Source organism: Levilactobacillus tangyuanensis, assembly GCF_003946545.1.
GTDB classification, from domain to species: Bacteria; Bacillota; Bacilli; order Lactobacillales; family Lactobacillaceae; genus Levilactobacillus; species Levilactobacillus tangyuanensis.
In genome coordinates this window covers 1-14,156 of sequence record NZ_RHOA01000002.1, presented here as the reverse complement: position 1 = coordinate 14,156, position 14,156 = coordinate 1, and the positions used below count along the sequence as shown (strand labels likewise).

The 14,156-nt window shown below is 47.8% G+C and carries 11 protein-coding genes; 9 read left to right on the top strand and 2 right to left on the bottom strand.

Going from position 1 to position 14,156, the window contains the following annotated elements; all coding sequences use genetic code 11:
* The first annotated feature begins 125 nt into the window (after positions 1–125).
* Positions 126–1,559, top strand: coding sequence for a C69 family dipeptidase (locus EKM96_RS01605; protein WP_125638853.1), 1,434 nt, complete (start codon positions 126–128; stop codon positions 1,557–1,559).
* Between the two features lie 64 nt (positions 1,560–1,623).
* Here EKM96_RS01605 and EKM96_RS01600 read toward each other — a convergent pair whose 3' ends face one another.
* On the bottom strand, positions 1,624–2,718 hold the full coding sequence (locus tag EKM96_RS01600) for a MucBP domain-containing protein (protein WP_125638850.1): 1,095 nt from the start codon (positions 2,716–2,718) through the stop codon (positions 1,624–1,626).
* Between the two features lie 136 nt (positions 2,719–2,854).
* The gene (locus tag EKM96_RS01595; RefSeq protein WP_125638847.1) at positions 2,855–5,086 is read right to left on the bottom strand and encodes an ATP-dependent Clp protease ATP-binding subunit; all 2,232 of its coding nucleotides are present in this window, start codon (positions 5,084–5,086) and stop codon (positions 2,855–2,857) included.
* Positions 5,087–5,374: 288 nt separating this feature from the next.
* On the opposite strand from EKM96_RS01595, the gene EKM96_RS01590 reads away from it, so the two are divergent.
* The 8 genes from EKM96_RS01590 (at position 5,375) to EKM96_RS01555 (ending at position 13,693) form a co-directional block, all read left to right on the top strand.
* A complete protein-coding gene (locus EKM96_RS01590; RefSeq protein ID WP_125638844.1) occupies positions 5,375–5,575 on the top strand; it encodes a hypothetical protein in 201 nt (66 codons plus the stop codon).
* A gap of 167 nt (positions 5,576–5,742) precedes the next feature.
* Positions 5,743–6,009, top strand: a complete 267-nt coding sequence (locus tag EKM96_RS01585) for a phosphocarrier protein HPr (protein ID WP_125638841.1) — start codon at positions 5,743–5,745, stop codon at positions 6,007–6,009.
* On the top strand, positions 6,009–7,739 hold the full coding sequence (gene ptsP / locus EKM96_RS01580) for a phosphoenolpyruvate--protein phosphotransferase (RefSeq protein WP_125638838.1): 1,731 nt from the start codon (positions 6,009–6,011) through the stop codon (positions 7,737–7,739). Before EKM96_RS01585 ends, ptsP begins: the two co-directional genes overlap by 1 nt.
* 195 nt (positions 7,740–7,934) lie before the next feature.
* On the top strand, positions 7,935–9,113 hold the full coding sequence (locus tag EKM96_RS01575; protein ID WP_125638835.1) for a glycosyltransferase family 4 protein: 1,179 nt from the start codon (positions 7,935–7,937) through the stop codon (positions 9,111–9,113).
* 12 nt (positions 9,114–9,125) lie between these two features.
* Positions 9,126–10,148 (top strand): glycosyltransferase family 4 protein, encoded by a 1,023-nt coding sequence (locus tag EKM96_RS01570; RefSeq protein WP_125638832.1) that lies wholly within the window; start codon positions 9,126–9,128, stop codon positions 10,146–10,148.
* A gap of 4 nt (positions 10,149–10,152) precedes the next feature.
* A complete protein-coding gene (locus EKM96_RS01565; protein WP_125638830.1) occupies positions 10,153–11,187 on the top strand; it encodes a lysylphosphatidylglycerol synthase transmembrane domain-containing protein in 1,035 nt (344 codons plus the stop codon).
* A 75-nt stretch (positions 11,188–11,262) separates the two neighbouring features.
* Positions 11,263–11,499: a YkuJ family protein gene (locus tag EKM96_RS01560; RefSeq protein WP_011668252.1), complete on the top strand. Its 237-nt coding sequence runs from the start codon at positions 11,263–11,265 to the stop codon at positions 11,497–11,499.
* 136 nt (positions 11,500–11,635) lie between these two features.
* Complete coding sequence (locus EKM96_RS01555; RefSeq protein WP_125638827.1) at positions 11,636–13,693, top strand: LTA synthase family protein; 2,058 nt, start codon at positions 11,636–11,638, stop codon at positions 13,691–13,693.
* Positions 13,694–14,156: the final 463 nt, after the last annotated feature.

The window sequence follows — 14,156 nt, the reverse complement described above, 5'->3', positions numbered from 1 at the left end:
AATGTCAACACTTTCTTGAATGTGTAACCATTTAGCACCCGATAGATGAAAAAACCGAAACTAGTCGGAACCGCGTAAAAGAGGTACACTATTGCATGTAGGAAATTAAAAGGAGTGGTCAATAAATGAAAGCTGCAAAACATTTATCTGCTTGTACGACCGTATTAGTCGGCAAACAGGCAACGGTTGATGGGTCAACCTTGATTGCCAGAAATGACGATACGTTCTTACCCCTGACACCTCAACGATTCGTTATGCATCCCGCTGAGCATGATCAGCCAGATCGGACTTGGGTTTCTAACCAAAATGGGTTCACGGCCCCAATTCCACATGACGGTTATCGTTATCAGGCAACCCCTAACGTGGAAGTCGATAAGGAAGGGGTCTATGCCGAAAGTGGCTTTAACGACCACAACGTTGCCATGAGTGCCACCGAAAGTGTTTATGGAAATCCGGCAGCTTTAGCCTGTGATCCCTTGGTGGCCAATGGCTTGGCCGAAGATTCACTGCAGACATTCGTTCTGCCTTACATCACTTCTGCTCGTGACGGTGTTCGTTACCTGGGCAACCTGATCAAGCAGTACGGGTCACCTGAAGGCAATGGGGTCTTATTCTCTGACAACGACGAAGTGTGGTATATGGAAATTGTCACTGGCCACCACTGGGTTGCCCAACGTATTCCAGACGATGCCTACGCCATCGCTGCTAACCAAGTTGCCATTCAACAGGTTACCTTTGACGATCCCGATAACTTCATGTTTTCTGAAGGCATTGAGGACTTTGTTAAGGTTAACCATTTGAATCCGGATCAGAATGGCTGGAATTTCCGGCATATCTTCGGTACCAGCAACGAAAAGGATCGGCATTACAACACGCCACGGGTTTGGTTTGGCCAACGGGTCTTGAATCCAGAGATCGACCAAGATCCACAATCCAGTGACCTGCCATTCATTTGCCGGACCAGTCACAAGATCAGCGTGGAAGATGTTGAATACATCTTGAGCTCACACTACAACGAAACGCCCTATGATCCATTCGGTCAGGGGAGTGAAGCCGACCGGAAGAAGTTCCGGCCAATCTCCATGAACCGGACCCAAAATTCCCACGTCTTACAGATTCGTAACGATGTGCCCGCAGCCAGTGCTGCCATCATGTGGTTATGCTTTGGTGTCCCAGCGTTCTCACCATACGTGCCATTCTTCGCCAACGCGACGGATACAGACCCATCGTATAGTGACACGCCCGTTCACTTGGATGACAAGAGTGCCTACTGGATGTACCGTAAGCTGTCGATGATTGTTGAATCTCATTACCGCAACTTCATCGAACGGGATACGGATTACATCACGGCTGCCAAGGAAACGTTCCGGGCTCACGTGGCCGCCACGCAGGCCCACGCTAAGACGTTATCTGGGGATGACCTAACCGCTTACTTAACTGCGCAAAACTATGCGATCGTTAAAGCGATGAAGGCTGATACCACTAAGTTTACCAATGAACTAATCGAAGAGGGCTTGAACCTGTCGAAGTTAACCTTCAACATGGATAAGAACCTTTAAGGCCAATTAAAAACCACCAGCAATCATTTTAAATGATTGCTGGTGGTTTTTTAGGTTAAAGAAATTATTCTAAATGGTAGCTGTTGGTAGCTGTTGGTAGCAGTCGGGTGTACCGGGCGTTGATATAGGTGTCCGGCCCAATCTGATACCAGATGAGTTGTTGGTCATCAATGATGCGGCCGCGAATTTCGATCGTGGCGCCATTTTCAATTTCACCATTGGATGCCCCATAGGGTTCCTCGAAGACGGTGACGGCCTGATGGGCGACATAGTCGACAATCCCCAGCCGGTCATAGGGTTCTGGCTGCCAGGTGCGGTGAGGGAGTTCGGGACGGATAGGACCATCGCGTCGTTCAACATCGGTCATCGGAATCCACTGCGCACCACCCAGATTTAACCATTTTTCATGATTTTGTCGAGTGATAATGGTGAAGACCCGCCAGATGGAGGTTGCCGGGAATTGATAGCTGTAGGGCTCACCTGCCGGGGCGTCGTAGATCACGTGATCCACCAGAAGCTCCATGAACTGGTGAACCTGTTGGACGGTCTCCCAATCGTTGCGGCGATAAAAATAGGTCATTTGGTTAGATTGCCGGGAATAATGGCCCTTATGATCCCCGTGGGCCTGAAAGATTCGATAAAAAGGAAATTCTGGCGGAACCGAAGCGTAGGGGGCACCAAGCAACCCCTTCTTGATTTCAGGCTTTCTAAGCAGGTGACCATTATCGTAATCCAGGAAGTAGGTTAACAGCGGTTGTCCTTGCTCCTTGGCATACGTCAGCGTCATGAGGCCATATTCAGCAAGAAAGGTCTGGGTGAATCCCTGAATATCGACGAGAACATAGCCTTCAATCTCTGGAATTTCGCCGTGAACAGGGCCAAATTGATACCCCGTCAAGATGAGTGCCGGCTGTAAGGGCCGATCGCGTTGATCGACCAGCCGAACCACGAGGGTGGCCGCTGGCCCTAATTTAACGGGTTCGGGCCGGGGAGCGGTGGGTTCGACTGGCTGGACGATGGCTGCTGGCTCGGGTGTTGCTGGGAGAGGGGAAGGTTGGACTTCAGGCTGGCTAGGCCGATGCGTCGCATGACGAGGCCGGTGCTTCACGGCGTTATTTCGTGGGGCAATTATTTGCCGTAACCAGTTAAAGAATGCCATGACCTTTCACCTCCTAGGTAGTTTATTATTTTTAGTATACCGCAATCCGCGGCCACGAGGCAATTTTACTGAAAGCGATTTAGAAATGACCAATAAAAAAGAGGCAGGACCAACGTCCTGTCTCTTTAAAAATTGTTTAGTCTTTATCTGAGTCCGTAACGGGTGCCGCTGCATCGTTGTCGGCGGCAATGGCAATCTTGCCATCTTCGATCCGGGCAACGAGGTTCTTGGTATCCGTGTGATCCAGGTAGTAGTCCGCAATGCGGTCTTCAATTTCTTCTTGGATAACTCGCCGCAGTGGCCGCGCACCCATTGCTGGGTTGTAGCCCTTAGTGACCAGTTGTTCTTCAACGGGTTCCGTGACATGGATATGAATGCCTTGACCAGCCAACATGGTGTTAACATCGTTGATCATCAGGTCGACGATGTGCATCAGGTTATCCTTAGACAAGGAATTAAATTCAACGATGTCGTCAAAACGGTTTAAGAATTCAGGCTTGAAGTAGTTGGTTAAGTTACCGAGGACTGAGTGCGTTGTTCCCTCGGCGGCAGCACCGAAACCAACGTTGGCTTCGGCATCACCGGTCCCAGCGTTACTGGTCATGATGATCAGCGTATCCTTAAAGGAAACCGTCCGGCCCTGCGAGTCAGTCAGGCGACCATCGTCAAGAATCTGTAAGAACATATTCATAACGTCTGGATGGGCCTTTTCGATTTCGTCCAACAGGATTAACGTGTATGGGTGCCGGCGAACTTGTTCCGTCAGTTGTCCAGCTTCTTCATAGCCGACGTAGCCAGGTGGTGACCCGATCAACTTGGAAATTGAATGTGGCTCCATGTACTCAGACATGTCGAAACGAACCATGGCATCGGTAGATCCAAAGAGTTCATTGGCTAACCGCTTGGCAAGCTCGGTCTTCCCAACCCCAGTAGGGCCAACGAAGAGGAAGGAACCAATTGGTCGACCGGTACCGTTCAAACCGATTCGGTTACGCCGAATGGCTCGAGCCACCTTATCAACGGCTTCATTTTGACCGATGACGTGTTTCTCCAGGTCGCCAGCCAAACTGTTAAGTTGATGCTGTTCCTTGGCCTGTAATTCGCCAACTGGAATGTCGGTCTTTTCTTCCACGATGTCTTGCATGTCCTTGACCGTGACCTCGGCCGAAGTGGTGGCGTCGGCGTTCTTAGCGGACTCCTTAGACTTTTCCAACTTCGTGACTTGGTCGCGGTAGTAGGCGGCCTTCTCGTAGTCTTCCTGCTTAAGGGCGGCTTGTTTTTGGTCCTCGGCGCTCTTGATCTTTTCATCAATGGCCTTTGGATCGGCAACGTTGATGGTCAAGTTCTTCCGTGACCCGGCCTCATCGAGTAAGTCGATGGCCTTGTCGGGTAAGAAGCGGTCTTGGATGTAGCGGTCGGATAACCGAACCGCAGCCTCAATCGCATCGTCAGCGTAGTGGACATGGTGGTAATCCTCATACTTCTTTTGGATGCCCTTTAAAATCTTGATGGCTTCATCGGCGCTCGGTTCATCAACCGTAACGGGTTGGAACCGACGGGCTAACGCTTGGTCCTTTTCAATATCTCTGTATTCGTTTAAAGTGGTGGCCCCAATTAATTGAAAGTCGCCCCGGGCAAGAGCTGGTTTCAACACGTTACCAGCGTCCATCCCGCCTTCAGCGTTACCTGCGCCCATGATTTCATGGATTTCATCGATGAACAGAATGATGTCCGGATTGCTCTGGACTTCCTTCATCAATTGTTGCATCCGTTGTTCAAATTGGCCCCGGATACCGGTGCCTTGAACCAGTGAAACGACATCCAAACGGATGATTTGTTTATTTTCAAGCTTTTGCGGAACGTTACCTTCAACGATACGTTCTGCTAATCCTTCAACCACGGCCGTCTTACCGACCCCGGCTTCACCAATCAGAACTGGATTGTTCTTGGTCCGACGGTTAAGGATTTCAATGACCTGGGCAGTTTCCTTGTCCCGGCCAATGACCGGGTCAATTTTACCGTCCTTGGCCAACTGAGTCAGGTTCAACCCATATTGATTGAGCAGGCCATTATTCCCAGAGCCTTGGTTGCCCGCAGGCTGTGTTGGCTGGTTATTTTGTGCGGCTGCTTGCCGGTAATCGTTAGGCGACCCCTGACCACCTTGCATGGCCCGGAAGATATCGTCCAGGTTACCGAAGCCGAATGGATCTTGTGCCATACGGCCACCTCCATTTCCAGAATCGTTTGATTGTTGCTGCTTCAGCAGCTGATAGCAATTTTGGCACAGGTCAACTTGTTGCCGCTGCCCATTAACACTCATATAGAGGTGAATAGTGGCTTCATTGCGGTGGCAATTTTGACATAGCATCTTGTCGTCTCCTTTCGTGCCGGAAAGTTATCGCAGTTGCCCGCGACTGTCAAGAATAGTTTGACCTTTCTTGACCATTGATTACATTATAGCGCGGTCCGGCAGGGTTGCAAGTATTTAGCTTGCCCCAATAAAACGGGGCGCCACGTGGGTTTTACTCACGAACGCCCTTATTTTAGCACTCTATCCTATAGAATGCTAAACAGACTTCTTGGAAACATTAAAAATTTTTGACCGTTGGTGTTTTTCACCGTAAAATAAGGTATTGATAGAAAAGGAAGTGGCGACTTGGCAAAGGATTTTACAGCCCTCATGAATCAACTGAAGGACAAGCAATTATCAACATTTGAAGTCACACCGGAGGAGTTTCCCGAGTTTCAAAAAGCCTTTATGGCCTTCGACACCCGTAAACGGGTGATTGGCCAGGCTGAAAAGGGCGGTAAACTTATTTATCATTATGATTATGAAGCCGGAAACAGCGATCAATAAGTTTTTTTGATGTAAGCGTTTCACAATGCGCTTGTAATTTAGAGGTGAGATTGATATTCTTAATGAGTAGGCGTAATACTCGGAATGGTTGTTTGGCCAATGCGCAAGGTCAGGGAGTATCACGACCAGATAGAATTCAACCTAAGCTTAAAGGAGATCGATCAATTATGGAAAAACGCGAATTTCATGTTACAGCAGAAACGGGTATTCATGCACGTCCAGCAACATTGTTAGTTCAAACTGCTAGCAAGTTCAGCTCAGAAGTCAGCTTGCAGTACCAAGACAAGTCCGTTAACTTAAAGTCCATCATGGGTGTTATGTCATTAGGTGTTGGTCAAAATGCCGAAATCACAATCACGACTGATGGTGAAGACGAAGCGGATGCGATGAACGCCGTTGCCGAAACGCTGAAAAAAGAGGGCTTGTCTGACTAATGACTGTGAATCTCAAGGGAATTGCCGCAAGTGATGGCTTGGTTTGTGGTCGGGCCTACCGACTAGTTGAACCGGACCTTAGCTTCCAGCGACAGCAGGTATCAAATCTTGATAACGAATTGGAACGATTCCATCAGGCCCTTGAGGCAGCAGTCTCCGACGTCGAGACGATCAAAATGCGTGCAACTAAAAGCCTGGGTACTGATGGTGCCCAGGTTTTTAGTACCCATATAACGATGCTCCAGGACCCAGAACTCATTGGAACGGTCGACCAGACCATTCGCAAGGAAGAGGTCAATGCGGAGTCCGCTTGGGCCAGTGCTGTCGCCCAATACGAGACGGCGCTTGAAAAATTAACCGACAATCCGTATATGCAGGAACGGGTGACGGATCTCCATGATATTAACAAGCGTGTGTTAGCTCACCTGCTTCGAGTGTCGTTGCCAGACCTGGCCCTGATCGACCAACCGGTGATTGTTGTTACCCATGATCTCATCCCTAGCGATACGGTCTCAGTAAATCCGCAGTTCATTCTCGGGTTTGTGACGGATGTTGGCGGACGGACCTCGCATTCATCGATTCTTGCTCGGTCGCTGAATATTCCTGCCGTGGTGGGAACTCAGACGGTGACCCAGGCCGTTAAATCGGGGGACCAGCTGGTGATTAATGGAACTCAAGGCACGGTGACCATCGAACCGGATGCGGCGACATGGCAGATGGCACAACAGGCCATGGCCGATCGCCAGGCAAATCTGGACCACTTAGCGGCGTTTAGAAACCATAAGACGACAACCAAGGACGGTCGCGGCGTCACGCTGGCGGCTAATATTGGGAATGCGAGTGATTTACCTAGCGTCTTGCATAATGGTGCTGAGGCCGTTGGATTGATGCGAACGGAATTTCTCTATATGAATGGCGACAAGTTGCCAACCGAAGATGAACAGTTTGATGTGTATCGCGAGGTTGTTAAGGCCTTAGCGCCTAAGACGGTGGTCATTCGGACGTTGGATATTGGTGGCGACAAGCCGTTGCCATATCTGCATCAGCATCCCGAGGCAAATCCATTCCTTGGGGAGCGAGCGATCCGTCAGAGCTTGGCGCACCAGCAAATCTTCCGTAGCCAGTTGCGGGCGTTATTGCGGGCTTCGGCGTACGGCCATCTCCGGATTATGTTTCCGATGATTGCCACGCTTGACGAGTTCCGTCAGGCAAAGGCGATCTATGATGATGAGCGATCGAAGCTTACCACTAAGCAGGTGCCGTTGGGTGAGATTAAGGTTGGGATGATGGTCGAGGTACCGGCCGCGGCCATGTTGGCCGATCGATTTGCCCAGGAGGCCGACTTTATGAGTATCGGGACCAATGACCTGATTGGGTATACCTTGGCCGCAGACCGGACTAACCAGGATGTGGCGTATCTCTATCAGCCTTATCATCCAGCCGTCTTGCGCCTGATTAACCAAGTCATTTCGGCGGGACATGCTGCGGGAATTCCCGTAGCGATGTGTGGCGAAATGGCTGGAGACCCCATAGCCGTTCCATTGTTGTTGGGGATGGGCTTGGACGAGTTTTCGATGGGTGCTGGAACAATCCTAAAGACGCGGGAGCTGATTGGTCAGCTGACCGCTGCCGATCTGGGAGCTTTAGCAGAAACGGCCTTGAACTCGGCTAGCACGAGCCAGGAAGTCGTGACGATGGTGCAGGCTGCCGTTCCTGGCATCGTTTCATAGTCTATGAGTGAATAAATGAAACCGAACGTGAGTCGTTGACCGGTCGTTACTGACTGGTTAACGACTCTTTTATTTTTCCTAGCGATTGGCGTTGAGGTTTGCAATCAACTTGGCAAACCCATATAATTGTACTGATTGTATGCTATGAACCGATTTAGTAGTCATAAGAACGTTTAAAAGTAAGGGGGATTGGCGATGAACATTGGTATATTTACGGACACCTATTTCCCTCAAGTGAGTGGGGTCGCAACATCGATTAAAACGTTGCGGGATCAGTTGGAGAAGCAGGGTAACCAGGTCTACATCTTTACTACCACCGATCCACAGGTAGAACGAAATGTTTATGAGCGAAACGTCTTTCGTTTTCAAAGCATCCCGTTCGTGTCGTTTACAGAACGCCGTATTGCAGTTAGGGGACTGTTTCAGGCGTACCAAATCGCTAAGGAATTAAATCTGGATGTGGTCCATACGCAAACCGAGTTTTCGATGGGCTGGATCGGGAAGTTTGTGGCGCGGAATCTGGAGATTCCTTGTTTACATACTTATCACACCATGTATGAGGACTATTTGCATTACGTGGCTAATGGGAAAATCTTGAAGCCCGTTCACGTTAAGCAGGGAACATTGGCCTTCTGTTATCACTTAACGGGTGTAGTCGCCCCAAGTGACCGGGTATTAACGACCTTAACTGATTATGGTGTTAAGGCACCAATCCGGGTTATTCCAACGGGGGTTAACCTCCATCAATACGAACAACCGGACACTGCTGACCTACGACGTCAGTTGGGCTTCGATGACGAGACGCCAGTTATTCTGTCCCTCAGTCGATTAGCCTATGAAAAGAACATTTCTGAAAGTATCAATGCGATGCCTAAAATCTTGGAACAGGTTCCCAACGCTCAGCTGCTCATTGTTGGGGATGGCCCGGCTAAAGAAGATCTCGAGGAACAAGTGAAGACGATGGCGTTGGATGACCACGTGTCGTTTACGGGTGAGGTTGATAACAATGAAGTCTTTCGTTACTATCATATGGCGAATGTCTTCCTATCCTCGTCCGACTCGGAATCGCAAGGGTTAACCTATATTGAGGCGATGGCGGCCGGGACCAAGATCGTGGTGATGACGAGCCCCTATACGGATGAATTGTTATCTAGTCGGGCGCTTGGGGTGACCTTTAAGGACCCCGAGACCATGATTACCAATGTCGTTGATTATCTCCTTCATGGGGATGAAGAACAGGACCCTGATCTCTTGGCCCAAAAGCTTTCAGAGATCTCAGCGGATACCTTTGGCCAGCATATCCTGGCGTTTTATCAGGATGCTCAGACCAGTTATGAACGGACGCATGAGGATTCACCAGACTTTAGTAATTAGAGGAGTTATTGGATGTTAAAAATCAATATGTTTTCCGCAGCTGATTCCGTTAAGGGACAGGGTGTTGGTAGTGCCTATAATGAATTGATGAATTTACTGCGTACGCGCCTGACCAAGGAGTTCTCGGTGACCGTTAACAAGTATGGGCGCGCGGACTTAACGCACTACCATACCATTAACTTCTCTTACTACTTATCCACATTTCTTCCGGGACGTGGCCGTAAGATTGGTTATGTTCACTTTTTGCCAGAGACACTAGAGGGAAGTTTGACCATTCCCCAGCCGTTTCGGGCGATCTTTTATCGATATGTGATTGCCTTTTACAAGCGGATGGACCATATCGTGGTGGTTAATCCCACCTTCATTCCGAAGCTGGTGGCTTATGGCATTCCGGAGGAGAAGGTGACCTATATTCCCAACTTTGTCAGCCGCCAAGAATTTTACCCGGTTGATGCGGAACGTAAGCTAGCGTTACGGAAACAATATCACGTTGATCCGCAGACGTTTACCATTCTGGGAACGGGTCAGATTCAGGAGCGTAAAGGCCTGTTTGATTTCATTAAGCTGGCGCGTGAGAATCCGGATCTACAATTTATCTGGGCCGGTGGCTTTTCCTTTGGTCGAATGACGGATGGCTATGCAAAATTGAAGAAGGTTGTGGACGATCCACCGGCTAACTTGAGTTTCCCGGGGATTGTCGACCGTGATCGACTAGTGGATTATTATAATCTGGCCGACCTGTTTTTATTGCCCTCGTTTAATGAATTGTTTCCAATGTCTGTGTTGGAGGCATTTAGCACGGGAACACCCGTCATGCTTCGTGACCTGGAGCTCTATCACGCGATTATTAGTGGCGATTACGCACCGGCCAAAGATTATGCAGAAATGAATGACTTGTTGCATGAATTGCCAACGGATGCGGCGGCGATGGCCCATTGGCACGACCGCAGCATCAAGGCGGCTGACCGCTATTCCGAGGAGCACCTGACCGATATCTGGCGGGAATTTTATCAGCAACAGGCAAAAGAGGGGTAACTGAATGTCACGACGAAATAAATGGGTTTTAGCGTTGATGTTACTCTTAGGCATTGGCATTATGGCTTTTTCAATGCGTGACATTAAATTTTCAATTTTAGTCGATGACTTTGTTCATATTAACTTCTGGTGGTTCGGGGTGGCCGTGCTTTGTATGCTGGCCTACCTGGCGTTGGAAGGGGTTATCGTCAAGGTCTTTATCTCGGACCGAATTGAGGGCTTTACTTTTAAAGATGCCATCCGAATCCCAATGGTTGAGCAACTATTCAATGGGATTACGCCATTTTCATCGGGTGGCCAACCCGCCCAACTGATTGCACTCATGCAGACTGGGGTAGACGCCGGTAAGGCTAGCTCCGTCCTGCTGATGAAGTTCGTGGTTTACCAATCGATGATTGTCATCAACTTTCTTTTTGCCTTGGTGATTGGCTTTCACAGCATTCAGGACAAGTTACATGCCTTGGCCTGGCTGGTTGTCTTTGGTTTCACGATTCATTTGGCAGTCATCGTCGGGTTACTCATGGTGATGTTCTGGCATGCTTTTACCAAGAAGATGGTGAAGGTCGTGTTGACCCCTATGCGCTGGGTGATGAAGGCTGATCGATTCAGCCGGATGGAAGACAACATTAACGGCAAGATCGATTCGTTCTATGCCGAAAGTGTCCGCATTAGTGGCCAATGGAAGCTGATGTTACGAGTCTTTGGCATTACATTTGTTCAACTGATGTTTTACTATCTGATTCCATACTTCATCATGTTGGCACTGGGCTATACCTCGGCGAATATTGTTATGGTGACCAGTCTGCATATCTTAATTGTCATGGTCATCTCACTGTTTCCAATCCCTGGGGGTTCCGGTGGCGCGGAATACAGTTTTGAAATGATTTTTAGGAGTTATATTTCTTCAAATAGTAAATTGGTGCTCGCAATGATTCTTTGGCGGCTATTGACCTACTACTTGGGCATGTTAGCGGGGCTCGTGGCGATGGTCATGCGTCCTGATAAGGTGATCGAGAAAGATAATTTACCAAATGGCTGAGTTTTTATCGAATAGGTCGTGTCAACGGGACCTAAGTTTGGTAAAATTGATTTGAAGCTAGAAAGGGGATTAACCATGGAAGAATCTCAACTGATTGGTATCATCAATCGTCTTAAGGCGATGCAAGAAGATGCCACCGACGAGCCACAGCCCCGTCGTTTTGAAAAAGAAGGCGTGGAACAAGCCTTGGTCGTCTTTAACCAAGCAACCCACACCTACACGTTAACTGAACACAATCCGGAAACAACTTTTGAATTCGATAACATTGATTTAGTAGCCATCGAATTATTTGATTTATTGACGGATAACTAACAAAACTATGGGTTCCATAGTTTTGTTTTTTTATAGACTAAAGGTTGAATTTTTTCAAAGGTTATTTCTAAGAATTGATTCACCGCCAATATCAGCTATACTGTAGTAATGTTAATTATTTTCTGGAGGCTGTCTCATGGCGAATTTTTTTAAACACAAGACGAATTGGCTGAATACCCGTATGGGGTTCTTCCTGTTAGTTGTCGTCTTATTCTGGGTGAAGACTTACATCGCCTATCAAACTGAATTTTCTTTAGGCGCGAAGGGCAGCGTACAACAGTTCTTGCTCTTCATTAACCCGATTCCGGCTACCTTATTGGTCTTCGGGATTGCTTTATACTTTAGGGGCAGACTCTCTTATTGGCTGATGCTTATCATCAATGTATTAGAATCCACTTGGATTTTTGCCAATATCCTCTATTATCGTGAATTTTCTGACTTCTTGTCCTTTGGGATTATGAAGGGGTCTAGTGACGTTGGCAATAATCTGGGAAAGAGTTTGGCTCAGATTACCCATGTCTATGATTTCTTTGTTTACGTCGATATCGTTATTTTGATCGTGTTACTGGTGATGCATGTGATTCGAATTGACCCACGGCCGTTCAAACGTCGGTACGCGCTGTCGATCACCGTGTTGTCGTTTGGCTTGATGTTTGCCGAATTTGGGATGGCCAATGCTGACCGTTCCGGTTTGTTGACGCGGACGTTTGATAATAACTATATTGTTAAATACTTGGGTCTCAATGAATATGCAGCGTTCAATGCCTATCAAACGCAGAAGGAAAGTGCCACGCGGGCGAGTGCGAACGCTAGTGATATGAAGAGTGTCCGGAAATACCTGAAACAAAATCAGGTAAGTCCGAATGTCTCTTACTATGGCAAGGAGAAGGGGAAGAACGTCTTCATCATTCACCTGGAAAGTTTCCAGCAGTTCCTACTGGATTACAAGGTGGACGGTAAGGAGGTTACCCCAACTCTGAACAAGTTCTATCATAGTAAGAACACGTTGTCGTATGACAACTTCTATAATCAAGTTGCCCAGGGGAAGACCTCGGATGCTGAGATGATGCTAGAAAACTCTCTGTTTGGACTCCCTCAAGGGTCAGCGATGACGACCTATGGGACACAGAACACGTTCCAGGCGGCACCAGCGTTGTTGAGTCAGAAGGCGGGGTACACGACGGCGGCTTTCCATGGGGATGTGCCAAGTTTCTGGAACCGGGACAATACCTATAAGTCATGGGGGTACCAGTACTTCTTTAGCTCCAGTTACTATACCGAGAAACCGGGGTACAGTGTTGGTTATGGCTTGAAGGACAAGATCTTCTTCAAACAGTCGGCTAAGTATATCGATCAATTACCACAGCCGTTTTACGCGAAGCTCATTACGTTGACCAACCATTATCCATATGAATTGGACAAGAAGAACACGGATTTCCCTGCTACCAAGACTGGGGATAAGACGGTGGATCCTTATGTCCAGACAGCCCATTACTTGGATCAGGCATTCGCTGAGTTCCTGAGCTACCTCAAGAAGGCTGGACTCGACAAGAACAGTGTGATTGTGGCCTATGGGGACCATTATGGGATTTCTAATAATCACCGGGCAGCAATTGCTCAACTATTAGGCAAGGACAAGGTCACAAGCTTTGATCTTGCGCAATTCCAAAAGGTTCCATTCATGATTCATGCTAAGGGGCTCAAGGGTGGCATCAGTCATACCTATGGTGGGGAGATCGATGTCTTGCCAACGTTACTAGACTTGTTGGGTGTGAAGAATACGGATACGATTCAGTTTGGCCAAGACCTATTGGCTAAGAATAGGAACCAGACGGTTGCCTTTCGAAACGGGAATTTCGTTTCACCGAAGTATACCAAGTTGGGAAGTACTGTCTATGATACTAAGACGGGGAAAGTCCTGACGTTAACGGCTAAGCAAAAGCAGGCCGTTGATCAGATGCAGAACCATGTGACAACTGAACTCTCTCTGTCTGATCGGGTTATCTATGGTGACTTACTACGGTTCTACACGCCTAAGGGCTTTACGAAGGTGAATAAGACTGACTTTACGTACAAGTTAAAGCCAGCAATGGAGAAATTGGCAGAGGCACAGGAGAAAGAGAAGACCAGTGTCATGTCGAAGAACGGTAATAAGAATATTGATTACAAGACGGATGCACCAGAGTTGAAATAGGTGGTTGTTGTTCGGTTGAAGCGTCGATTCCTGTATATAGCAGGGGTTGGCGCTTTTTTAGGTGGTATTGGTGGCCTGGTGGAAGAAATTCAAGTAATTATTCATTTTGTTCTTGACCATTTGGTCAGATATTGGTAAACTATTTTTTGTTGTCAATTCGTGGAAACACGGTCGATGATGAGGCATCAACGCCATACCGATAATTCAATAAAAGGCTTGACGGTCTAATTAATTATTGATATAGTTAGATGTGTTGTTAAGAATATTTATTCACCGGCTTCTCAAAACGTCGATATTTATTCAAAAAGATGTTTGAAAAGTTGTTGACAGGGTTTTGACGACATGCTATACTTTAAAAGTTGTCACGGCGAGTAAGTCGTTGGCAAGGTAGACCTTTGAAAACTGAACATTGTTTCGACAAACCAAATATGTGTAGGGCGGTTTGATATTTATATCAAACCCA

What these genes read in the sequence shown, in the direction of transcription:
- ptsP (WP_125638838.1), top strand. Translation starts at nt 6,009, where the DNA reads ATGACTGTGAATCTCAAGGGAATTGCCGCAAGTGATGGCTTGGTTTGT.
- EKM96_RS01585 (WP_125638841.1), top strand. Translation starts at nt 5,743, where the DNA reads ATGGAAAAACGCGAATTTCATGTTACAGCAGAAACGGGTATTCATGCA.
- EKM96_RS01555 (WP_125638827.1), top strand. Translation starts at nt 11,636, where the DNA reads ATGGCGAATTTTTTTAAACACAAGACGAATTGGCTGAATACCCGTATG.
- EKM96_RS01575 (WP_125638835.1), top strand. Translation starts at nt 7,935, where the DNA reads ATGAACATTGGTATATTTACGGACACCTATTTCCCTCAAGTGAGTGGG.
- EKM96_RS01605 (WP_125638853.1), top strand. Translation starts at nt 126, where the DNA reads ATGAAAGCTGCAAAACATTTATCTGCTTGTACGACCGTATTAGTCGGC.
- EKM96_RS01565 (WP_125638830.1), top strand. Translation starts at nt 10,153, where the DNA reads ATGTCACGACGAAATAAATGGGTTTTAGCGTTGATGTTACTCTTAGGC.
- EKM96_RS01560 (WP_011668252.1), top strand. Translation starts at nt 11,263, where the DNA reads ATGGAAGAATCTCAACTGATTGGTATCATCAATCGTCTTAAGGCGATG.
- EKM96_RS01600 (WP_125638850.1), bottom strand. Translation starts at nt 2,718, where the DNA reads ATGGCATTCTTTAACTGGTTACGGCAAATAATTGCCCCACGAAATAAC.
- EKM96_RS01595 (WP_125638847.1), bottom strand. Translation starts at nt 5,086, where the DNA reads ATGCTATGTCAAAATTGCCACCGCAATGAAGCCACTATTCACCTCTAT.
- EKM96_RS01570 (WP_125638832.1), top strand. Translation starts at nt 9,126, where the DNA reads ATGTTAAAAATCAATATGTTTTCCGCAGCTGATTCCGTTAAGGGACAG.